Source organism: Streptomyces luteolifulvus (genome assembly GCF_008806595.1).
Taxonomy (GTDB): Bacteria; Actinomycetota; Actinomycetes; order Streptomycetales; family Streptomycetaceae; genus Streptomyces; species Streptomyces luteolifulvus.
Window position 1 is genome coordinate 1 of sequence record NZ_VZRB01000047.1, and the last position, 22,487, is coordinate 22,487.

General features: G+C 69.3%; 18 protein-coding genes and 1 pseudogene. 11 read left to right on the forward strand and 8 right to left on the reverse strand.

What is annotated here, in order from left to right:
- Positions 1 to 798 precede the first annotated feature (798 nt).
- From F7R91_RS37430 to F7R91_RS37440, 3 genes are all read left to right on the forward strand, one after another.
- Positions 799 to 2,946 carry a M4 family metallopeptidase gene (locus F7R91_RS37430; RefSeq protein ID WP_150957702.1) on the forward strand — a complete coding sequence of 716 codons (2,148 nt, stop codon included), beginning with the start codon at positions 799 to 801 and terminating at the stop codon, positions 2,944 to 2,946.
- A 183-nt stretch (positions 2,947 to 3,129) separates the two neighbouring features.
- Complete coding sequence (locus F7R91_RS37435; protein ID WP_191971813.1) at positions 3,130 to 4,560, forward strand: sensor histidine kinase; 1,431 nt, start codon at positions 3,130 to 3,132, stop codon at positions 4,558 to 4,560.
- On the forward strand, positions 4,487 to 5,152 hold the full coding sequence (locus tag F7R91_RS37440) for a response regulator (protein WP_150957706.1): 666 nt from the start codon (positions 4,487 to 4,489) through the stop codon (positions 5,150 to 5,152). Before F7R91_RS37435 ends, F7R91_RS37440 begins: the two co-directional genes overlap by 74 nt.
- Positions 5,153 to 5,225: 73 nt before the next feature.
- Here F7R91_RS37440 and F7R91_RS37445 read toward each other — a convergent pair whose 3' ends face one another.
- The gene (locus F7R91_RS37445) at positions 5,226 to 6,023 is read right to left on the reverse strand and encodes a maleylpyruvate isomerase family mycothiol-dependent enzyme (protein WP_150957708.1); all 798 of its coding nucleotides are present in this window, start codon (positions 6,021 to 6,023) and stop codon (positions 5,226 to 5,228) included.
- 454 nt (positions 6,024 to 6,477) lie between these two features.
- On the opposite strand from F7R91_RS37445, the gene F7R91_RS37450 reads away from it, so the two are divergent.
- The 5 genes from F7R91_RS37450 to F7R91_RS37470 are packed head-to-tail and all read left to right on the forward strand — an operon-like array spanning position 6,478 to position 12,032.
- Positions 6,478 to 7,494 carry a GlxA family transcriptional regulator gene (locus tag F7R91_RS37450; RefSeq protein WP_225321015.1) on the forward strand — a complete coding sequence of 339 codons (1,017 nt, stop codon included), beginning with the start codon at positions 6,478 to 6,480 and terminating at the stop codon, positions 7,492 to 7,494.
- Complete coding sequence (locus tag F7R91_RS37455) at positions 7,491 to 9,302, forward strand: thiamine pyrophosphate-binding protein (protein ID WP_150957710.1); 1,812 nt, start codon at positions 7,491 to 7,493, stop codon at positions 9,300 to 9,302. The genes F7R91_RS37450 and F7R91_RS37455 overlap by 4 nt, the downstream gene beginning before the upstream one ends.
- Positions 9,274 to 9,927: an SRPBCC family protein gene (locus F7R91_RS37460; RefSeq protein ID WP_150957713.1), complete on the forward strand. Its 654-nt coding sequence runs from the start codon at positions 9,274 to 9,276 to the stop codon at positions 9,925 to 9,927. Before F7R91_RS37455 ends, F7R91_RS37460 begins: the two co-directional genes overlap by 29 nt.
- Positions 9,924 to 10,943: a 3-oxoacyl-ACP synthase III family protein gene (locus tag F7R91_RS37465; RefSeq protein ID WP_150957714.1), complete on the forward strand. Its 1,020-nt coding sequence runs from the start codon at positions 9,924 to 9,926 to the stop codon at positions 10,941 to 10,943. The genes F7R91_RS37460 and F7R91_RS37465 overlap by 4 nt, the downstream gene beginning before the upstream one ends.
- A 3-nt stretch (positions 10,944 to 10,946) precedes the next feature.
- Positions 10,947 to 12,032, forward strand: a complete 1,086-nt coding sequence (locus tag F7R91_RS37470) for a histidinol-phosphate transaminase (protein WP_150957716.1) — start codon at positions 10,947 to 10,949, stop codon at positions 12,030 to 12,032.
- A 575-nt stretch (positions 12,033 to 12,607) separates the two neighbouring features.
- Here F7R91_RS37470 and F7R91_RS37475 read toward each other — a convergent pair.
- Both F7R91_RS37475 and F7R91_RS37480 read right to left on the reverse strand, forming a co-directional pair.
- The gene (locus tag F7R91_RS37475) at positions 12,608 to 13,270 is read right to left on the reverse strand and encodes a response regulator (protein ID WP_150957718.1); all 663 of its coding nucleotides are present in this window, start codon (positions 13,268 to 13,270) and stop codon (positions 12,608 to 12,610) included.
- Positions 13,245 to 14,417, reverse strand: coding sequence for a sensor histidine kinase (locus F7R91_RS37480; RefSeq protein ID WP_150957720.1), 1,173 nt, complete (start codon positions 14,415 to 14,417; stop codon positions 13,245 to 13,247). The genes F7R91_RS37475 and F7R91_RS37480 overlap by 26 nt, the downstream gene beginning before the upstream one ends.
- A 175-nt stretch (positions 14,418 to 14,592) precedes the next feature.
- Between F7R91_RS37480 and F7R91_RS37485 the strand changes: the two genes are divergently transcribed.
- Complete coding sequence (locus F7R91_RS37485; protein ID WP_150957722.1) at positions 14,593 to 16,863, forward strand: MMPL family transporter; 2,271 nt, start codon at positions 14,593 to 14,595, stop codon at positions 16,861 to 16,863.
- 67 nt (positions 16,864 to 16,930) lie between these two features.
- On the opposite strand, the pseudogene F7R91_RS37490 reads toward F7R91_RS37485, so the two are convergent.
- A pseudogene (locus tag F7R91_RS37490) lies at positions 16,931 to 17,476 on the reverse strand (IS5 family transposase); the annotation flags it as partial.
- A 272-nt stretch (positions 17,477 to 17,748) separates the two neighbouring features.
- Between F7R91_RS37490 and F7R91_RS43340 the strand changes: the two are divergent.
- Positions 17,749 to 18,159, forward strand: coding sequence for an LppP/LprE family lipoprotein (locus F7R91_RS43340; protein ID WP_225321016.1), 411 nt, complete (start codon positions 17,749 to 17,751; stop codon positions 18,157 to 18,159).
- 190 nt (positions 18,160 to 18,349) lie between these two features.
- Positions 18,350 to 18,871, forward strand: a complete 522-nt coding sequence (locus tag F7R91_RS37500; protein WP_150957726.1) for a protein kinase domain-containing protein — start codon at positions 18,350 to 18,352, stop codon at positions 18,869 to 18,871.
- Here F7R91_RS37500 and F7R91_RS37505 read toward each other — a convergent pair.
- The 4 genes from F7R91_RS37505 to F7R91_RS37520 form a co-directional block, all read right to left on the reverse strand.
- Positions 18,831 to 19,658 (reverse strand): class I SAM-dependent methyltransferase, encoded by an 828-nt coding sequence (locus F7R91_RS37505; protein WP_150957728.1) that lies wholly within the window; start codon positions 19,656 to 19,658, stop codon positions 18,831 to 18,833. The two genes, F7R91_RS37500 and F7R91_RS37505, sit on opposite strands and share 41 nt — an antisense overlap.
- 309 nt (positions 19,659 to 19,967) lie before the next feature.
- Positions 19,968 to 20,507, reverse strand: a complete 540-nt coding sequence (locus tag F7R91_RS37510) for a hypothetical protein (RefSeq protein WP_150957730.1) — start codon at positions 20,505 to 20,507, stop codon at positions 19,968 to 19,970.
- Between the two features lie 26 nt (positions 20,508 to 20,533).
- Positions 20,534 to 21,502 carry a hypothetical protein gene (locus tag F7R91_RS37515; RefSeq protein WP_191971814.1) on the reverse strand — a complete coding sequence of 323 codons (969 nt, stop codon included), beginning with the start codon at positions 21,500 to 21,502 and terminating at the stop codon, positions 20,534 to 20,536.
- A 282-nt stretch (positions 21,503 to 21,784) separates the two neighbouring features.
- Positions 21,785 to 22,393 carry a TetR/AcrR family transcriptional regulator gene (locus F7R91_RS37520; protein WP_150957734.1) on the reverse strand — a complete coding sequence of 203 codons (609 nt, stop codon included), beginning with the start codon at positions 22,391 to 22,393 and terminating at the stop codon, positions 21,785 to 21,787.
- Positions 22,394 to 22,487: the final 94 nt, after the last annotated feature.

Sequence of the window (22,487 nt, forward strand, 5' to 3'; positions counted from 1 at the left end):
TTCCACTGCATCTCGTGCGGCCACCACGCGCACGCTGACACGGTAGGCGCTCTCAACGTTCTACGGGCCGGGCTGGTCCTTCGCGACGCCAACCCGGCGTAACGAGAAGCCCCCGGCTTCAGCCGGGAGAGGAGTCACCTCAACCGGACGAGCACAGTGGCCGTTTGCCGGGCACCCGGCGGTGCATCTCCCGGCGGAGCTTGGCCATCTCGGCTTTCTCGGCTCGGCGGTCAGCCGGTCCCGGCCGAAGTACCACCGGGCCTGCCCCTCCCCCAACGCTGCCAGGCCCGGGTAGGGGCACTCACCGCCGGAGGTGTCCGACGCAGTGTGCCGGGCCCGGCGGACGCCGTCCTCGTAGTGCAGGTGCAGATCCCGCTCGGCGATGTGCACTGCGACCATCCTTCTCTCGGGGAGTTGCCGACGAGCGCCGCAAGGGCCGCGGGCAGGTCAGAGCTGGGCGCAGGATTCGGTGAACTCCACCGTACGTCCGGTCCGTTCGGCCTGCAGTGACAGCGGCCCACAGTCGGCCGGTCGGTGCCCGTCCAGGCTGGAGGCTCTGGGGGTGCCGCACGGCCTCGGGCTGAGGCCGTCCCTGTCTTTCGGTTCCTCCTTCAGGCTGATCCCCGAGACGTTCGTCGGTCCTTGAATTCCTCACATCCGGCAGGGGGCCACCAGCGGTGGTGAAACGCCACCCGTTGTGGCTCCCCACTGCAGGCCACGCCGCTTTTGACGCAGCGGCAGATCGCGGTCATCACGACCAACCCCCGACCAACCCACCGATCAACCCGAGGACTTCACATGACCAGACGACGACGGCCTCCCCTGTTCGAGCGGCCGGCCTCTCTCATAGCGGCCGCAGGACTCGTGGGCTCCTGCATCACCGTCATAGCGTTCAACGCGTCGGCCAACCCGCCGGACGCGAGGGCAACGGACATCCGCACTCTGGCCTACGAAGCGCTCAAGAGTGATCCGGCCACGTCGCACTACGCGCGGGGCCAGACATTCCGTACGCGGGCAGTACAACAGGAGAAAAATGGAGACCGGCACATACGGATGGACCGGTACTACAAGGGTTTGCCGGTCATCGGCGGCGACCTGGTTCTCCATATGACCGGTGACGGCGGGCTCAAGGGCATCAGCCAGATGCTCACGTCGGCGCCCGACTTCGGCACTCGGCCTGCGCTCTCCGTCGAAGACGCGTGGACGAGCGCGTTCAAGCACGCCTCCTTCCGGGAGTCGGCGCCGGGCGGGAAGGGCAAGAAGGGAGTTGCCCGCTCGGGCAAGGATGCGGCCCGGGAGGCCCGGGCGGGATCACGGCTTGTCGTGTGGGCGGGGAAGAAGCAACCCCGGCTCGCCTACGAGAACGTGATCCGCGGCGTCCACGCCGACGGCACACCCGCCGAGGTGCACACCTACGTCGACGCGGAGAACGGGAAGGTCCTTGGTACCCGCGACCGGTACCTGCAGGAGCAGGGTGCAGGCAACACCCTCTACAGCGGGCAGGTGACGCTGGAGACGAATCCCAGCAGTCGGGGTGGGTTCGAGCTCACGGACTCCACCCGGGGCGGGATGACCACCCTCGACGCCAACAACCAGTGCGCACCGCAGGATCCGGACCCGAACTGCCGCAACGGTGGTGACGGCGGGCCAGGTGGTGACGGTGGCGGCGGACCCGCCGACCCTGGTGGTCCGCAGGACCCCCAGGGCGATGGGAGCGGTCCCGGGAACGGCGGGCAACGCAGCGGACCCGGCGAAGGCGCAGTCGCAGCCGCAGCCACAGCCACAGGGGACGGAACCGCCTTCGGGGTGGGGCCTCTTCCGGTGCTGCCAAGGGATGCCGAGGGATACTGCCTGAACCGAGTGCCGGTCTGTTACGGGGCGGGCCAGCAAGGCAGGCAGCCTGAGGAAATCCCCCCGCCGGGGGGCGACAACGGTCAGGACGGTGATCGCGGTCAGGACGCCAACGGGGGCAGCCAGAGCGCTGACGGCGGCCAGGACGGCAACGGAGGCGGTCAAGAGGGCAACGGGGGCGGTGACGGGGGCGGCAACGGCGGTGACGGCGGTGGCCAGGGCGGCGACAACGGCAACCCGCTGGGAGTGCCTGGAGCCGCGCCCGTGGTCAGCGAGGACAACACCTTCGGGACGGGAGACGCCGTCGATCGTGCAACGGTCGCGGCGGACGTGCACTTCGGAGCCTCCCAGGCGTGGGACTACTTCCAGGAGACGTTCGGTCGCAACGGCTTCGGCGGTGACGGGCGAGGCCCGACCCTTTACCCGCACTACGGCAGCGGGATCGTCAACGCCTTCGCCGACCCGCAGACCTTCACTGCGGTCTTCGGGGATGGGGACGGCCAGAACGTCAAGCCGCTCACCGAACTCGACGTCGTCGCCCACGAAATGGGCCACCTGGTGACTCTGTCGAACAACGCCTTGTCCGAACAGGGCGAGCCGGCGGCGCTCAACGAGTCCACGAGTGACATCTTCGGCGCGATGGCGGAGTTCTTCACCAACAACCCGAACGACCCGCCGGATTTCCTCCTCGGTGAGGATCTGGAGGGCAATGCCCAGCAGAAGCAGTTGCAGCGCTTCATGGACCGGCCCTCCAGGGACGGAAGGTCGCCCGACTGCTTCTCCCCCGATGTCGGCCGGCTTGACCCGCACGATGGAGGCGGAGTGTCGAACCACTTCTTCTTCCTCCTGGTCAACGGCAGCGGGGAGTCCGAGTTCGGCAACAGCCCCACGTGTGACAACTCCCAGGTGAGGGGCATCGGGACGGCGGCGGCCGAGCAGATCTGGTTCCGGGCTGTGACGACGTACTTCACCTCGAACACCGGTTTCCTCAATGCACGGGAGGGCACTTTGCAGGCTGCGACCGACCTGTTCGGCCAGGACAGCATCGAGGCACAGACCGTCGCCCAGGCATGGGACGCGGTGAACGTGAGGTAGCCGAGCCGGTGGGCTGCAGATCCCGTCGCGCAGGAGACCCGGGGCTTACCATTCGCCACATGCCACTGCCGGGTGGGGCGAGCGGGCCGCCAACCGGGAGGCCCAACCCTCGGGCTCCGGCGCGACGGGAAGTCGGCAGGGAGGACGGCGATGGCATTCGGTGTCAGGAGGATGCGAGGATCCGTGGAGCAGCGGGGCGAACCGCTGCTGGTGCGAGAGAAGCTGCCCGCGAGGCGCTCCAAGCACCGGCCGCACCGAAACCAGAAGCGGCTGACGATCAGTCGGGCCCTCGTGATCGATGCCGTGCTCGCGGTGGCCGCGCTCGCCTACGGCCTGCTGCAAGCCCTGGTGTTCCAGCCGCTCTGGCGTATGGAGTCCTCTCCCGGGAGCGGGACATCCTCCGGTGCCCTTTTCGTGGCGATCACCGTCGCGGAAATCCTCGCCGCTCTCTCCCTTCTGACCAGGCGTCGGCTGCCGTTGGTCCTGGCTGCGACCTCGCTCGCCGATCTATGGCTGGGAGGTTCCGGGATCACCTATCCCATTGCGCTCTACACCCTGGTCGTGCGGGGGCGTAATCGCTGGGCGGTGGCGGTCGCGCTTGCCGGGGCGGGGGTTCCCGTCCTGGACTTCCTGCTGTTCACCGGGGAACGTCCTCCAGTGCTGCTGTTCGTTCAGGACGCCGCGGTGGGTTATCTGGTGCCGATGCTCCTCGCCCCGGCGCTGGCAGCCACCACGGTTCGCACGCATCGGGCCCTTATTCGCAGCCTGCAGCACAGGGCGGAACAACTTCAGCGGGAACGAGACCTGGCCGCGCGGAACGCGCGGCTGGAGGAACGCGCACGGATCGCCCGGGACATCCACGACGTAGTCGCCCACTACGTGGGGCTCATCGTCATCCAGTCAGGAGCTCTGGAAATCAGTGAGCCCAAGGAGTCCCCTGCGCACCAAAGCGCCCGTCTCCTCGGCGATCTGGGACGACGTGCGATGGGCGAACTCCGCGACCTGCTCGACGCGTTGAGGTGCGAGGACGGGGACGGGGAGGGAGCGGCGTCTGCCGGTTCGCAGGTGGTCGGCGCCGCATCGTGGCAGCGGGACGTTCAGGCTTTGGTGAACGAAGTACGCCGCGTCGGCGTACTAGCTACGTGTCAGGTCAGCGGAGAGCCCCAGAAAGCCGGCGAAGCGGCGCAGCAGGCCGCGTACCGGGTGATCCAGGAGGGAATCGCGAACGCGGTCCGGCACGCCCCCGGAGCCGAGATCCGCGTGCTGGTGGCGGTGTCCGCAGAGAGCATGGACGTCTGCATCCGCAACGGACGTCCGCCGGAGCCGGTGACGGCGTCGACGCTCGGGGGCGGCCACGGACTCATCGGAATACGCGAGCGGGTGTCCGCGCTGGGGGGAACCATGCGGGCCTCTGCGACACCGCAAGGCGGGTTCACCCTCGTTGCCCGCATACCAGCCGATGCTGCCGCCGATTCCACCGCGGTCGGCACGCCGTGGGGTGCGCGGGAGTTCGCGGAGCCGTGTCCTCCTGGGGGCTTCGATGATCCGGGTACTGCTGGCGGACGACGAGGCACTGGTACGACAGGGCATCCGCCTCGTACTCGAATCGGATGACCAGATCACCGTGGTCGCCGAGGCCACCGACGGTGCGCAGGCCCTCGACTCTGCTCGTCGGCATCAACCGGACGTCGCCATCGTGGATGTCCGTATGCCCGTCATGGACGGACTCGCCGTGGCTCGCGAAATGGCGCTCCTTCCGCAGCCGCCACGCACGATCATGCTCACGTCCTATGCCCTGGATGAATACCTTTTCGCGGCCCTGAAAAGCGGGGCCGACGGCTTCCTGGTCAAGGACGTCTCGCCGTACGACCTGATGAACGCCGTCAAAGCGGTATCGAGCGGCGACGCCATCATCTCCCCGTCGATGACTCGCTCGCTCATCCAGAGGTTGACCCCTCCCGAGGTCTCACCGGTCTCCAGCGCGCAGGAGCGCCTGCGTGCCCTGCCGGAGGAGCAGCGCACGATCCTCGCCCTGATCGCCGAGGGCTTGTCCAACGCCGAGATCGCCACATGCCGCGGCCTGACGGAGTCTCAAGTAAAGGCACAAGTCAGCCGGATCCTGCGGATGCTCCGCCTGAGCAACCGGGTCCAGGCGGCGATCCTCGCCTACTCTGCCGGCCTCTCACATGACAGGTCGCGTACTTGATTCCGGGACCGGCAGGCGGACGCGTCGGGCTCGCGTCAGGTGGGAGGCCCGACTCGGATCCCATGTGCCGTATTCAGAAGGCGGAGTTGGCGAACCAGTGGGCCAGCAGGGCCTCGTCGCCCTCGTGCGCAAGGGCCGCCGCGTCATGGCGGAGGCGGCCGTAGACGAGCAGGAGCAAGTCGGCCGCAGATCCCCGGACAGTCGCATCGGCCGTGTCCCGGGAGGGGTGGGCGGTATCGACTCCGAAGCCGTCGGGCCGCAGGCGGACGAGCCAGTCGCCGTCGCCGTCAGTGGCTCGGAAGCGGATGGTCTTGTCGGGGCCGCGCAGGTTGGCGACCTTGGGGGCGAAGAAGGTGGCGAACGGCAGATTGACGAGGAACTCATCGACGCCGTCGACCGCGACCGGGCGGTCGATCGTGCGCCGGAGGCCGAGCGCCAACTCGGCGTCGGTGCGGTGCAGCAGGGTCTCGAACAGCATGCGGCGCGCCCAGAAGCGTGCGTGCTGGTCCACGCCCCACGCCCACATCGGCAGGTTCGGGTCGGTGGTTGCGAAAGCGTCCGCGGCCACGGTCGCGCTCTCGGCCAGCCAGTCGATGTAACCGTCCTCCTGGTCCGGGAGCCGCAGGTCCACATCGCGCTTCCGTGGAGGTTCCTGGATGCGCGCCCGCAACAGAACCGAGAACCAGCGCTGCACGCTGCCTGTGTGTTTGATCAAGTCGGCCAGCGTCCAGCCGGGGCAGCTGGGCACCGCTGTCGCCAGGTCGGCGCTCGTGACCGCCGCGACGAATCGGGCGGTCTCCGCCAGGACCGCCGTGCGGTGGTCGACCGCGGTCACAACGGACGCGTGGTCGCTGGGGTCGGAGGTCTTCACCGTGACATGCCTTTCGCCAGAAGCTGCGGGTTCAGCCGGTCGGTTGATTGAGGATGGCCGGAGTGCCGAAGTGGTCGATGGAGTCGGTGAACTACTTAAGAACCTCGAAGCTGGCCAACCTCAAGCAATGCGCCCGACTGTAGCCAGCAATATTTGAGATAGTCAAGTTTTCCGGAGAGGCCGCGCTCGGCAGATGGGCCCAGCGCCATCGGCTTGAGCAAGCGGACTCATCCGACAGCCACTTGGCCCACGGGCGCCACCCGACGCGACCGCGAGAACCAGCGGCCGCGCCCCCGCACCAACGCCCTGTGAGCTGCCTCACGCAGCACTGCTCGGTCGGACAGGCGAACTGCCTGGCCAGCACCCCTCTTCCCCGTCCACAGACCGCTTGTTGGCCGGATCCGTCAGTAATCTGTCATTGCAGCCAGTGCGACGGTCGATACAGGCTGTGACCGTGTTGGAGCGACGCGTTGTTGTGGTGGTGTACGCGGGTGCGATGGCCCTGGACATCACCGGACCGATTGAAGTGTTCGATACCGCCAACCGGCTCCTCGACCCCTCGGGCGTCCCTTATCGCATCGACTTCGTCTCCGCCGACGCACCGCTGGTGCGCATGAGTTCAGGAGTGGTGGTGGAAGCCTCACCCCTGGAGGCGGGGCACGGGCCGATCGACACGCTTCTCGTGCCGGGCGGCTGGAGTCTGCACGAGGCGCTCGGGGACCGGGAGCTGGTCTCCTGGATCGGCGGGGCAGCAGCCCGGTCGCGCAGAATCGCCTCCGTATGCGGCGGATCTTTTCTGCTGGCCGAGGCGGGCCTTCTCGACGGCAGACGCGCCACCACCCACTGGGCGTACAGCGAGGCCATGGCGTGCCGCTATCCGCATGTGACGGTGGACGCCGAGCCGATCTTCGTCTGGGACGGTCCCTATGTGACCTCCGCGGGCGTGTCGACGGGCATCGACATGGCGCTGGCCCTGGTGGAGGCCGATCACGGTGCGGCGCTCGCGCTGGAGACGGCACGGTTTCTGGTGCTGTTCCTCAAGCGGCACGGGGGACAGTCCCAGTACAGCGCTGTCCTCGACGCCCAGTTGGCCGACCATCCGCCGATCCGGGCAGCACAGGAGTGGATCCTGGGCAACCTGGACCACCCGCTTCCCGTGGCCGAGATCGCGCGGCAGGCGAATATGAGTCTGCGCAACTTTGCCCGGGTCTTCCGTCGCGAGGTGGGCACGACACCCGGCCAGTACGTGGAGCGGACGCGTATCGCCCGCGCACGCGAGCTGCTGGAAACCACCGACCTGACGATCAGCCAGATAGCCGGCCGTTGCGGATTCACCGCGACCGAGACGTTCTTCCGCTCGTTCGGGCGAACCCTGGGACTCACCCCCAAGGAATACCGGCACCGCTTTCAGATCATCTCGCCATCCGGCCTCATCGACCGGCACCACGAGGGGGAGAGGAGCCCCGCATGACCAGCACGACTCCGAACTTGCGCGAGGGTGAACGCGAGGGTGAAACGGTACGCCTGGTCGACCATCTGGTCACAGAACTCGCCAGGGCCGGCGTCAGTCACGTGTTCGGCGTCGGCGGCGCGAACATCGAGGACCTGTACGACGCCGTGCACCGCTGCAGTGCCGTACGCGGCATCGTCGCCAAGCACGAGTTCTCCGCCGTCACCATGGCCGACGGATACGCACGTACCACCCAGCGTCTCGGCGTGGTTGCCGCTACGTCGGGCGGTGGGGCGATGAATCTCTTACCGGGTCTGGCGGAAGCCCATGCCTCGCGGGTGCCCGTGCTGGCTCTGGTGGGCCAGCCGCCGACCGGCCAGGAAGGCCTCGGGGCGTTCCAGGACTCCAGCGGCAAGGCCGGCTCCTTCGATGCCCGGGAGGTTTTCGCGCCGGTCTCCCGGTTCTGCGCCCGGGTGGATGACGCGGACTCGCTCACGCAGTTGCTGCCCCGGGCCGTGGCAGCCGCCCAGGCCGATCCACCCGGGCCGGCCGTGTTGTTGCTGCCCAAGGACGTGCAGCAGGCACAGATCCAGGTGCCCGGCCGCGGCGCGGGCTCGACACCGTGCACGCCGACACCGACGCCCACGCACACGCCGACGGCACCGGCGGCGCGGCTCGACGAAGCCGCCCTCACCTCCGTGTCGGACAGCCTTCGCGCGGCTGGCCGCGTCCTCGTCATCGCCGGTGAAGGTCTCGCTGCCGCCGACGCGCGGACGGAGCTGGCCGAACTGGCCCGGCGCCTTGGGGCATGGGTGGCGGTCACTCCGGACGCCAAGGACGTCTTCGACAACCGTGATCCCCGATTCGCAGGCGTAGCCGGAGTGATGGGCCACGCCAACGTCGAAGACTGTCTGCGGCGAGCCGACGTATGCCTGCTGGTCGGTACCCGCCTGCCGCTCCTGGCACGCGGCGGCCTCGAGCGGGCCCTGGCCACCACTGACGTCGTCTGCCTCGGAACGGAACCGCCGTTCGTGGCAGCTACGGCGCTGGGCGGGAACCTGCGGGACACGCTGCGCGCGGTGACTGCCCGCCTGCCGCCCGGCCCTCGTCCCTGTCCGCCCCACTCCGGTCCCCTTCCCACCCGCATGCCGAGGCCGCCTTCTCAGTCCCGCGGGCAGAACATCCCGTATATCCAATATGTTCAGGCGGTCACCGCGGTGGAGGCGGCACTCCCCCAGGACGCACATGTTTTCGTGGACGCCGGTAACGCAGGGGCCAGCGCCGTCCATCTGCTCCCGGCACCGCGCCACGGCCGCTTCGTGGTGGCGGTCGGCATGGGCGGGATGGGCTACACCTTCGGTGCCGGCATCGGCGCCGCGCTCGCCACCGGTCGACGCACCTACGTCCTCGCCGGAGACGGGGCCTTCTTCATGCACGGGATGGAAGTGCACACCGCCGTGGAGTACGCCGCACCCGTCACCTTCGTGATCTTCAACAACAACGCCCACGCCATGTGCGCGCTGCGTGAGGAGTTCCTCCAGGGCGGGGTCCGCAACGACGACCTGTTCGCCCGGACCGACCTCGCCGCCGCGGTGGCCGCCGCCTTCCCGTCCCTCGACGCCACAGGGGCCCGTGACGCGTCGCAGCTACATACGGCATTGCTGCGCGGCAACACATCCGGCGGTCCGGCGTTCGTCGCGGTGAACTGCGACCCGCGGGAGATCCCGCCGTTCCTTCCCTTCCAATCCTTCACCGACACCACCGAGAGCACCAACGGCACCGAGAACAAGGAGGGTTCAGATGAACGAGGAATCGTCCACGTTGGCTGACATCCCCGGTCTGATGCGGATCGAGAACTCCGGCAAGGAGGAACTGACCGCCCACTGCATGGAGCTCACCCACGCCGTGTACCCCCACCATCAGGTCTACGGGCAGTACTGCACCATCCACGAGTACGTCGACTGCCCCCCTGAAGCGGCCTACGACTACCTGCGCCAGGGGCACCACCTGGAGGAGTGGACCTGCAGTCTGCGGGACTTCGCGCCCTCCGGCACACCGGGGCTGTGGATCGGCCACGACCGGCTCGAGGACGACACCAGGATCTACTGCAAGGTGGTCGCCAACCCGGAAGCCATGACCGTGGACTACCACTGCTCCTGGGACCAGGGCGAGAAGCTGTGGATGATCTACCTGATGCGCGTCGTCCCGGCCCCTCTGGTGCTCGACAGGCCGGGTTCAGTGATCACCTGGACCAACTGCCAGCACCCCTACTACGACGCCAACCCGCATCCCGAGAAGGCGCCCCGCCCGGACCGGCCCTGGGTCGGCGACTACTGGGACCTCTTCTACGCCGGACACACGGTGGAGATGAACAACCTCAAGGCGATCCTGGAACACCGCCACCGCAACGGCCTGCCGGTGAGCGTGGCTCCGGCGCGGGCGGTGGCGCGATGACAACGGTCAGCCTCACCGACGTCGCGAGCTACCTTCCCGGCGAGCCGGTCCCCGCGGAGTTCTACACCGAGTACCCCGGAGCCGAGGACAAGCTCCGCAACCACCCCATGTTCAAGGTCCCGCCGTCACGGCACCACGTGGCCGTGGACGAGACCAACGCGGACATGGTCGAACGCGCAGTGCAGCCTCTGATCGAACGGCACGGCAGGGAAGAGATCCGAGGCGTCGACGTGCTGTTGGTGCACAGCCAGTTGCCGGACCTGCCGTTCGTGGGCGCCGGCACCGAGGTGGCACGCCGACTGGGCCTCAACCCGGAGTGGCTCGTGGACGTGGCGAACGCGGGCTGCGCCTCCTTCGTGTACATGCTGAAGCTGGCCCGGCAGATCCTCACCACCACCGATGCGAAGACCGCCCTGATCTGCAACGCCCAAAGCGCCGCGGGTCAGTGCTTCACCCAGTCCGAGGTGCGCAGGCTCGCCCAGGCCGCGATCCCGGGCGACGGCTGCGGTGTGGGGTATGTGACGACGTCGTCCGACGCACCGGTCCTCGACGTGGAGACCCGGCACATCGGCGAGTACGCCGGGGACATGACCGTAGCCGTCGACGACGGCCGTAAGTACTGGGAACCGGGAGAGTCCCAGCTGCGGATCGGGTTCACCGACGCCAGCGTCGCCAAGGTCCTTGCCCGCGGGAACCGCCTCGTCCCCGAGGTGGTCGCGGACCTGTGCCGGCGGCTCGGCGTGGCGACCACCGACATCGACGTCCTCATCACCAACCAGCCCAACCGCACCTTTCTCCGGAACTGGCGGGAGGCGCTGCAGCTGCCGGCCGAACGGCACCTGAACACCTTTGACACGTGCGGGAATCTGTTCGGCGCGGCGATCCCGATCACCCTGGACCACGCGATCGGCTCCCGGCAGGTCGAGGACGGCAACCTGGTGGTGCTCGGAGGATTCGCCCACGCCGGCGACTTCGCCGGTGCCGTCGCGGTGCGCTGGCACGGTGGACGGTGCTGAGCGATGGACATCCCCGTACTGCACCGACTTGCCCTGAACGAGAGCCCGTATCCCCCACTGCCCTCGGTACGCGAGGCCATGCACCGGGCTGTCGCACAGGCCCACCGCTACCCGCCGTTCCATCCCGACGAACTCACCGAGCGGATCGCCGCATGGTGCCGGGTGACCTCCGACCGCGTCGTCGTCGGAAACGGATCGGTGGGCGTGGCCCTGCAGTTGCTCCAGGCAGTGGTCCACCCCGGCGACACGGTGGCCTACGGCTGGCGCACGTTCGACGCCTATCCCCTGCTGGCCACGATGGTCGGCGCGCATCCCCTCCCCGTGCCCCTGTCGCCGGACGGTCACCAGGACCTGGGCGCCCTGCTCGCGGCGCTCGACCGACGCACCGGCGTCGTGGTGCTGTGCAATCCCCACAACCCCACCGGAAGCCTCATCACCGCGGACGCACTGTCGGCATTCCTGCGGCAGGTGCCCCGACACATCTCCGTGCTGCTCGACGAGGCATACGTGGAGTTCGCCCGCCACACCGCCCTGCCGGACGCGCCTGCTCTGTTGGACACGTTTCCCAACCTGCTCGTCCTACGCACCTTCTCCAAGGCCTACGGCCTCGCCGCGCTCCGGGTCGGCTACGGACTCGGCGCCCCAGACCTGGTTGCGCGCATCCGCGGACAACAACTGCCCTTCGGGATCAACGCGGTGGCAACTGAAGCGGTCAAGGCCTCCCTACGGGCCGGCAGCGAGCTGCGCCGGCGCGTGGACACCGTCGTCGCCGAGCGCGAACGGCTGCGGCACGCACTCGCCGGCCTCGGCTGGCGCGTACGCCCGAGCCACGCCAACTCACTCTGGCTGCCCGCACCCGATCCGGTCGACGAGGGCGCCACCGCACTCACCGCGGCCGGGGTTCAGGTCCGCCACTACCCCGGCGAGGGACTCCGGATCACCATCGGCCCCCGCGAGGCCAACGACGCCGTGGTCGCCGCGCTGGCGGGAGTGGGACACCCCGAGGCCTCAGGCAGACATGCGCCGAACGCACCGGCGGACTGGGGCGGTCGCCACGTATCGCCGCGATCAGCAGCTGCAAGCACTTGAGTGACGTTCGCCAGGCATCTTGCGGCCCAGCCCGCGCGTCCCGGACGGCAGCCGGCCCCGCACCCGGCGGCGGACGTCCAGGTAGCGCTGACCGCGCTCAACACCGAGCATGCGCCGCTCTATTCCGCCAGCGTCCTGGCAGGCGCCTCAGGCGCAGGCGCCTTCCTGGGCTGAGCATGCCTCGAGTTGCAGCCGTCTGTGCGGGGCACGACTGACCGCGGCCCGCCTACGGACCAGCCCATGAACAGCCTTGCGATTCGGGGCCGCACGGTCGCCGACGGAACTCTCTGACGCACCAGGTGCTCGCATCGGCGGTGGCTTTCCTCTAGGGCGCGTATCGAGTCGTGATCATCGGGTGGTCCTGGTGAGGTCTTTGATCCAGATCATCGAGGCGTGCAGGTGGAGACTGGCGAGGTAGCTGTCGGGAGTCTTGTCGTATCGGGTGTCTCACCGTCCCGGTTCCGGCCTCCTGGTACGTCACGCTCTGGGGCGGGTGAGGCACGTGGAGCCGACGTGAGTCGACCGGTGCGCTGATGTCCGGGCGGGGACTCATGGGACATGGCCCGGCACCCGGCTCAGGTTCCGGGGAGGATACGGCGCGTTTCGTAGGCCCACATCGCGATCTCGACCCGGTTGCGGGCGCCGAGTTTGGCCATCAGGCTGGCCAGATGCGTCTTCACCGTGCTGAGGCTGATGTGCAGTGCATCGGCGATCTCGGTGTTGGTCAGCCCGCGAGCGACGGCGAGGAGCACCTGCTCCTCGCGGGCGGTGACGGGGGAGACCGGCTGGGCCACGGGCCGGCCGGCGGGCAGATCCGCGAATGCCTGGAGCAGACGGACGGTGACGCTGGGCGCGATGAGCGCCTCACCGTCGGACGCCGACCGTACGGCCTGCGCCAGAAGGTCCGGTCCCGTGTCCTTGAGGAGGAATCCGCGGGCGCCGGCTCGCAGTGAGCCGTAGACGTACTCGTCGAGGTCGAACGTGGTGATGACGACCACGGTCAGCGGGTCGGCGACGCCCGGGCCGGCGACCAGCCGGGTGGCCTCGAGCCCGTCGAGTACGGGCATGCGGATGTCGAACAGGCAGACGTCGGGGCGTAGTTCGCGGGCCAGACGTACCGCTTCCCGCCCGTCGGCGGCCTCGCCGACCACCTCGATGCCGGGCTGGGCGTTCAGTATGATCCGCAACCCGGTGCGGATGATCGTCTGGTCGTCAGCGACGAGGACGCGAATGGACACCGCTCTCGCTCCTCGCTCTCGGCAGTTCGGCTTCGACATGCCAGCCCCGGTCGGTACCCGGGCCGGCTCGTAGTGTGCCGCCGAGCAGGGTCGCGCGCTCGCGCAGTCCGGTAAGTCCGTATCCGTCGCGACCCCGGCCGGTGCGCCGGCCGTTGTCGCGCACGCTCACCCGTACCGTGTGCCGTTCCGCGGCGACCCGAACGACGAGCTCAGTCGCGTCGACCGCATGGCGCAGCGCGTTGGTCACCGACTCCTGCACGATCCGGTAGACGGCCGCGTCCACGGCCGGGGGCAGCGCGTCCAGTTCGTCGTCGAGCCCCAGATCGACCCTGAGGCGACCACCCGGGGTGCGCACCAGGCGCTCCAGATCCGCGACTCCGGCAGGGGGCGCCAGCTCGGCGCCGACCCCGCGGTCGCGCAGCGCGGCGACCATGGCGCGCATTTCCTCCAGCGTGCGCGCCCCTTCCTCCTCGACCCCCTCCAGCGCCTCGACGGCGGCGGACGGGTCGGTGCCCGCGAGCACCCGGCCCGCCTGGGCGATGATCACCATGGCCGACACGTGGTGGGCCACCGTGTCGTGCAGTTCCCGGGCGAGCTGCTCGCGCTCCCGGGAGCGCACCTGCTCCAACTGCCGCTCGCGAGCGGTCACCCGGAACCGCACGGCAGCCCCGACCACGCCGGGCAGCAGCAGGAAGACGAGGCCCACGACCTTTTCGACGACCGGGGTCTCGTCCGTGACGACACACAGCGCGCCGACCGCGAGGATCACCGCGCCGCCCAGCACGATCTCGCGTCCCGATCCCCACCGGGTCAGCGCGTACACCAGCACGAGCACGACCGCGCCGGTGTACAGGCCGACGGGCTCGCGCGGTGCGGCGACGAGCGAGGCCACCGGAAGCAGGGTCACCGAGCCGAACGCGAGCGTCACCATCGCCAGCGGGCGGGTCCGGCGCCACAGGGGCAGCAGGCACAGCCATACGGCGAACACCACCGCCACCGGCCGCCACACGACGTTCTCGCGCAGGGTGGCCTCCAGCGCCACACCGGCAAGGCCCGCGGCGAGCAGCGCCCAGTCCCGCCACACCCGGGCGGGCGCGTCGGGCGGCCGGGGTTCGGTCCACAGGGTTCGCAGGTCGTCTCGGAGCACGGTTCTCAGCCTAGTGAGCGCGGCGTGCCGCGCATCGGCCGAAAGGACGGGTCGTCACTCCGCCCCGGGGCCGACGGATCCGCGGCCCGCAGGCCGATGCCGCGGAGCGCCGTGGCGACGAGCCTCGGCATCGGCGGCCGTACAAGGACGGCCGACGAGGTGGTTGGAGGACCCGATGCTCTCGAAAGCCCTGTTGCGCCTGGGCGCAAGCGCCGCCCGCCATCCCTGGCGGGTGATCGCGGCATGGCTGATCACCGCCACGCTTGCCGTCCTCGCCGCCGTCGCCTTCGGCGGGCGGAATGCGGATTCGATGACCGCTCCGGGACTGGACTCCCAGCGGGCCGCGGAACTGATCGAGCGGGCCGGCACCGGCCAGGAGGGGATGACCGCCCAAGTGGTCGTCACCCCCCTCGACGACGGTGCGACGTTCTTCGACGACGACGGCGCGCGCACCGCTCTCACGCGGCTGCGGGCCGAGGTGAAGCGGCTGCCGCACGTGCTCGGCACGAGTGACCCGGCGGGGGCGCTCGACGCGGGCGGGGACACCGCCGTGCGCGGCGGCCTCGTCTCGGCCGACGGGCGGATCGCGGTCGTCCGGGTGCAGTACCCCGACCAGAGCCGGCTGTCGGCCGAAGACCTCGACGCCCTCGTCGATCTCGGCGACCGGCTGCGCGCCGAGCTGCCGCTGCGCATCGAGATGGGCGGGAACCTCTTCTACGCCTTCTCCGACCCCGACGGCGGCGTTAGCGAGTTGATCGGCCTCCTCGCCGCGGCCGCGATCCTGTTCCTGGCGTTCGGTTCCCTCGTCGCCGCCGCGCTGCCGATCGGCATGGCGGTCTTCGGACTGACTGTCGGGGTCGCCACGATGACGGTACTGGCGGGGGTGACGGACGTCCCGACCTTCGCGCCGGTCCTGGGCAGCATGGTCGGGCTCGGAGTGGGCATCGACTACGCGCTGTTCGTGCTCGCCAGGCACCGGGAGTACCTCGCTCGCGGGCTCGATCCGCACGAGGCGGCCGGACGAGCGGTGGCAACGGCGGGGCGGCCGGTGGTCTTCGCCGGCGGCACCGTCGTCGTGTCGATCCTCGGCCTGGCGGTCGCGAACGTGCCGTTCATGACGGTGGGCGGCCTTGCCGTCTCGATCGTCGTCCTGACGATGGTGCTCGCGTCGGTGACGCTGCTGCCGGCCTTCCTCGGCGCGGCGGGCCCGCGCCTGGCCCGGGCCGGCCGGATCGGCCGGGCTCTGCAGACCAGGAAGCTGGGCCGACTCGCACGGTGGCGGGACACGGCGGCAGGCGCCGCCCACGCCGCCGGGTGGCGGCGCTGGATCGGGCACGTCAGCCGGCACCCGGTGCCGTACGCGGTCGGCGCGGCGGGGCTGCTGCTGACGGCGACGCTGCCCGTGCTCGGCCTGCGCGTCGGCCTGCCCGACGACGGCTCACTGCCCCACAGCCGTACCGAGCGCCGGGCCTACGACCTCGTCGCCGAGGGGTTCGGCCCGGGCACCAACGGTCCCCTCGTCATCGCCGCGGACCCCACCGGTGATCCGGGAGTGCTGGACCGACTCGTCGGGGCGGTCGCGGCGGATCCGGGCATCGCATCCGTCGCGCCGACGCACATCGATCGGGCCACCGGCATCGCGACCCTCGTGGTGTTCCCGACCACCAGCCCTCAGGACAAGGCCACGGCCGACACCATCGCCCGGCTGCGCACCGACGTGCTGCCCACGGCGATCGGGCACGGCACGGCCAGGGCCCACATCGGCGGCGCCGCCGCGAGCCTGTCCGATGTGGGCCAACGCACCAGCCAACGCCTGCCGGTGTTCGTCGCCGCCGTGCTGGCGATGTCGTTCCTGCTGCTGATGCTGGTCTTCCGCTCGATACTCGTACCGCTCAAGGCGGTACTGCTGAATCTGCTGAGCATCGGCGCGGCCTACGGCATCATGGTCGCGGTCTTCCAGTGGGGCTGGGGAGGCGCACTCATCGGGCTGGAAGCGACGGTTCCGATCGTGTCGTTCATCCCGATGTTCCTCTTCGCCATCCTGTTCGGCCTGTCGATGGACTACGAGGTGTTCCTCCTCTCCCGCGTACGCGAGGAGTACCTGCGCACCGGCGACAACGGCACGGCGATCGTTGAGGGCGTCTCGCGCACCGCCCGGATCATCACCTCGGCCGCCCTCATCATGGTGGCGGTCTTCATGTCCTTCGCCGTCGCCGAGGACCCCTCCACCAAAATGTTCGGGCTCGGCCTGGCCACCGCGATCTTCATCGACGCCACGGTCGTACGCATGGTGCTGGTACCGGCGACCATGACACTCCTCGGCCGGACCAACTGGTGGCTGCCGAAGTGGCTGGACTGGATGCTTCCCCGCGGCCCGGTCGGCACCGACGACACCGACGCGGAATGCACGGGTGAGGCCCCGCGTCCACGGCTGGTTGACCGTTGACTCAACTCCTGCCCGCCCTTGGCGTCCGGCACCTCAGCGCGTCACCTAGGGGCATATCGAGTCGTGATCATCGGGTGGTCCTGGTGAGGTCCTTGATCCAGATCATCGAGGCGCGCAGGTGGAGACCGGCGGGGTAGCTGTCGGGAGTCTTGTCGTATCGGGTGGCGATGCCTCGCCATGCTTTGAGCTTGTTGATCAGGCGTTCGACGGTGTTCCGCTCCTTGAAGAGATCGGCGTCGTGGCTGACGGGTCGGCCACCTCTGGAGCCCTTCTTCTTCCGGTTGGCGGCCTGGTCCTTCTTCTCCGGGATGACCGCCTTAATACGGCGTTTGCGCAGGTAGGCGCGGTTTCCGCGGGACGAGTGCGCCTTGTCCCCGGCGACCGCGTCCGGCCGGATGCGGGGTCGGCCGACGGGCCCGCGTACCCGTACCTTCTTCAGGACGGGGATGAACTGCGGGCTGTCCGCTGCCTGGCCTGTGGTCAGGATGAACGCCAGCGGGCGGCACTTGCGGTCGGCGGCGAGGTGGACCTTGCTGGTCTGCCCGCCTCTGGAAGGTCCGAGGAGGGCGGCCTTCAGCCGGAGTTTCCGCCGGCGCCGGATGCGTCGTCGTTCTTCCAGCGCGGGATCCGTAGAAGCAGGGGGCGCCGGTGAATGCAGCACAGGTGCGGAGGGGGGCGCTGGTTGCGGTGGCCGGAGTCCTGGCGGTGGTTGTGGGAGCCGTCGGTTACCGGTGGCTCCACGACCGGGCGACACCACATGGCGAAGCCTCGCCCGTTCCTGGCGCCCTCGACCTGCGAGCCGTGGACTGGCCTTCTTCTACGATCCCAGGATCCCTGTGCCGCTCCCCCACACCCATACGCCTGCACGGCGGCACAGCCACCAACGTGCCGTCGGCATTCGACGGTCCGGAAGAGAACATGCCGCAGGATGTGGCGGCCTACACCGAGAAGATCACCTACGGCGACGTCACGGGCGACGGGAACGACGAAGCAGCACTCCCCGTCCTGTGCGCGAACCACGACTCAACAGCCGCCGGCCAAAGAGCCATGGGCATCATGCTGTTCGACGGCACCCACGGCCGCATGGAACTCCTCGGTACGCTGACCAGCCGTCAGCCCCGCGGCGGGGAACCTCCCAACTTCCTGGAAATCAAGCAGATGAGCCCAGGAAAGATCACCGTTGAGGACCGCTACTACCGTCAAGGGGACGCAAACTGCTGCCCATCCGGACACACCACACAGACCTGGACCTACCACAGCGGCAGGCTGACAGCCGATGCACCCGCGGCCGAATGACAACCGACGCGCCCCATAGCGCACCCCTGAAAGAAGCGGCACCCAAGGGCCCCTGAAGCCGCTCTATGGCGACGCCTGATGACGGGAGAGTCGTTCAGGAGCCTCCGCGCGGGCAGGCCCACATGGCACCGGCCCCTAGAATCATCCCTGCTTCGGCCGATGTGCGCCGTTGATCACCAGGAGAAGATGCGTGTCAAGCCGTGTTGAGCCGCTGCAGCAGGGCGATCCGCGCCGTATAGGGCCCTACCGCGTCGTGGGACGGCTCGGCTCGGGCGGGATGGGCGCGGTTTATGCCGCGCTCTCGGGCGCGGGGGAACGGATGGCGGTCAAGGTCGTCCACCCGGCGCAGGCTGCCGACGACGTGTTCCGCGCCCGTTTCCGACGGGAAGTGCAGCTCTCGCAGCGGGTAACCGGACCATGCCTGGTGCCGGTCCTGGACGCCGACACCGAGGGTGCGCTGCCGTGGCTGGCCACGCCCTACGTACCCGGCCTCACCCTCGACCGGCACGTGGCGGCCGACGGTCCCCTGGCCGGGTCGCACCTGTACGCGCTGGCGGCCGGAACCGCGGCCGCGCTCACCGCCATCCACGCCGCTGGGGTCATCCATCGGGACGTGAAGCCGCCCAACGTCATCCTGGCCCCATCCGGCCCGCAGGTGCAGTCGGGCTCGGTCAGCGGGGGGCCTCCTGGGGTTTCCATCCCCAGGCGGTGAGCATGCCGGCCGACAGCGCGGCGCACTCGTCCGAGCCCAGGTACCACACCGCCGCGTCGACGGCCGCGTCGTCGACCAGGCCGGTGGCGAGCATCGCCGCTCTGCTCCGCTCCCATGTGTCCGCCCAGAAGCGGCTGATGGGACTGCCGGGCAGCAGCGGTGGCACCTGGATCTCGGCGGCGACGGGCATGAGCCCCGTCCCGCGCAGCAGGTGGGGGTACGACGGCACCCAGGAGACATCGGTGCCGATGGTGGCCCGCAGCCCCTGCCACATCGCCCGCATCACCGACGTGTACGGCGTGCTGGGCGTCCGGTCGCTCGTCAGGTCGACCGCGTCGCTGAGCACCAGCACGCCGCCGGGCGCGACGAGTTCGGCCAGTGCTGTGATCAGGCGGTCACGCTCGGGCAGGTGCATCAGCACAAAGCGCGCGTGGACGAGCCGGAACCGGCCGGGGGCGAAGTCCGGGGCGGTGATGTCGGCCTCCAGCACTTCGAGCCCGGGCACGGGCCGCTCGGTGAGGAAACGTAGGTCGCGGTCCACGGCGAGCACGCTTGTCACCCCGGCCTCGTCCAGCAGCCGGCGGGAGACCGTGCCCGTTCCGGCGCCCACGTCGAGACAGTGCCACCCGGGTCCGACCCCGAGTGCCCGCAGACGCGCCATGGTGAAGTCGTCGTAGGCGAGGGCGCCGAAGTCGATGCGCTCACCCTCACCCGCCTGTTCGGGACGGAAGACGGCCTCGCCGTAGCGGCCGCTCCCCGGCGCGTCGCCGCGCGGAGCGCCGGTCATGTCGCCGTCGGCGTGACGCCGGGGGTGTCGTTCTTGATGAGTTCCAGCGCCCCGTCGGCGAGAGACCGGAACAGCGGGTCGTCGAACGGTTTCATGGCCGGACCTCTTCATGCTGTGGGGCGGTGCCGGCGGCCCGTCCCGAGACCGCCTCCCGCCGATTTTCCACCGGCGGCCGCCCGCACGGCCGAGGCTCGCCGTGCCTGAGCCGATTGGCTCTCGGGGCGCAGGACGCTGCACCGCGAGGGGGCAGGCGATGCCCCCGCGGGTGCTGTGGGCCGGCAGCCACGCCGGCCCACGGGCGGGTGCCGCTCAGCCCTGGCTGTTGAGGAACCCGATCGCCGCAGCCCCCCACCACCCGGCCTGGGACACCACGACGGAGATCGCTGCACGCACCAGCAGCCGTTTGTCCAGCTGTCCTCCCGTCTGCCCGGCGAGGGATCGGTGGAGAGCGTACGCGTGCACACCGTTGAGAGCGACCAGGAGGACCAGTCCGAGCTTCACCCGGGTTGCTGCCGACGCCGGGTCCAGGCCGAGGACGGCACCACTGATCACCATTCCTGCCAGGCCCGACCAGACGAGCACGTGCAACGGGCCGGTGAAGTCGAGCACTTGACGCAGACTGCGCCGCCCCAGCAGCCACAGCAGCCCGTAGTAGTCGATGGCCTGCACGGCACCGAGCCCGAGGATCAGCGCTGCCAGGTGCACGAAGAGTGCCACGGCGCGCAGCGCTGGAGCGGCCTGCAGGTGCAGTGCCACCCACACGCCGGCCGCCCACACCAGGCAGACCAGGGCGTCGGCGGCACCCGTCATCCAGCCGCGCACCGGTCCTCGAAGCGAGTCCCGGCTCATGGAATCACCTCCATGTGCGGCACTGATCAGTCCTCGGCCACCCAGCCGGCCATGATGCCCATGACCCCGTCGTGCGAGTGGGCGCTCTCGTACCTGCTGCTGATCTGCAGGACGTCACCCCGCTCGATGGTGCCGAGCGGGTCGCCGCTGCACGGCCGCATGTCCGAGATCTCCGTGTGGCCGTGGAGGTCGATGAATTCGGGACTTCCGCCCTCTTCCGCCATGATGTTGCACAGCAGCTTTCCCGTTGTGATGTTCTCGGTACGCACAGAGCGGCCCGCGTGGTGCACATGGCCGCGCATATGAACGAGCCTTCCGGAAATGGTGGAGCGCCATCGCCTGACCTTTTCGCTGACACCGTCCGGAGCGTCGTACGCACTGCCGAGACAGCCGCCGGCGTCCATCCAGATCGGTGTCACAGGCTTGAGCCGCGAGCCTGGGGCGGGCTCATGGGTGAAGGTGAAGGTGATGTAGACGCTCTTGCGCTCGGGCGCATGGTTCATGAGGTCGTACAGCATGTTCCAGCGCTCACCCCGGCGCACCTTGATGCCGTATCCCGAGGGCAGAACGCTCTCCACTCGCTCGTTGCCGGAGGCGAATTTACGCTGGGGGCCGCCGCAGACCACGTCGCTCTTCGCGTGGGTGCCCAGCACCGCGTGGTGAAGCATCGGACCGGTGTTGACGTTGGCGTTCGACCCGTCCGCGTAGACGAGGTTCGGCTTGAAGCCCGTGATGAAGCAGTTTTCGCACGGTTTCTCGATGTTGAACGCGAGGCGGTTGCCGGTTTCGCCGTGGTCGTCTCCTGACGCGGCGGGGAGGGTGAAGGGCCCGTAGCGGACGGTCGTCGTCGTCCTCGCGTCGGCGGTTCGGTGCAGCGCCGGCGCGGCCGGCTCCGCGGCGGGGACCGGGGCGGCGGCCGTGACGACCAGTGCCGCAGTGGTCCCTAATGCGGTGACGGCCAGAGGGCCGGTGAGGGACAGAATTCGATGGGACATGCCTCTCTCCCGTTGTGTGTCCAAAGGTGGTTGCCGGACGAGAAAAGGAACGATGCGGATATCGGTGCGGGACCGACAAAGCATCAAGAACCATCGTTGCTGCGGCTCACCGGTAGAGTGGCGTGCACCATTTGCGGTGTCAACGCACGTGGGGCGCAGAGAAATTCAAGAAACGCGCTCGGGTTGCTTTGACCAGTGCTTTTCGCCGGTTTCTTGGGCACACCGACCAGGGCAAGACCGGTGACTTCACCGATTCGCGTCCGCATCACCGCCGGTGCGGATTCATTCGGCAGGACCCAGCCCTGCGAACAGAACGTGCATCAGCGAGGTCCAGGCCATGTGGTCCGGGCTTTCCGCCCCCACGGCGGCGAGTACGTCCACTCCCAGGGACACACACAACACGAGGCGTGCGCAGGCCGCCGCATCGATCCGCGGGCCGAAGGAGCCGTCCTGCTGGGCGCGTTCAACCAGGTCCCGCAGCTTGGTCTCCACCCGGCTCAGCGCGGCGTGCACCCGGCGGGCGACCTCGGCGTCCCGCCGTGCGGCTGTGAGCGCTTCACTGACCAGGGGCGCCCAGGTCTGCCGGCGTGGATCGGAGAGTTCCGTGACGATCAGCGCGAGGACAGCGGCGGGTCGGGCACCGCTGCTCAGCGCCTGAGCGAGCTTGTGGGAGGCTGCCGCAAGGCCGTAGTCGACCGCCTCGGCGAGCAGTTCGGCCTTGTTGCGGAAGTTGCCGTAGATCGCCCCGGTGGAGAGGCCGGCTCGGCGGGCTATGTCCTGCACCCTTGCGCGGTCGTAGCCCTGCTCACCGAATTCCTGGACGGCGGCCTCGACCAGGCGGTCACGGATCACCGACCTGGACGGCCTCGAGAATGAATCGGGCTCTGCCACGCCCCCAGCGTAGCGCCGGCGTTCGGCGGCATCTCTTGCGCTCCCGGCGGCGAATAATCACTATTCTTGACCAGGATCCGGTCCCGTCCAGGAG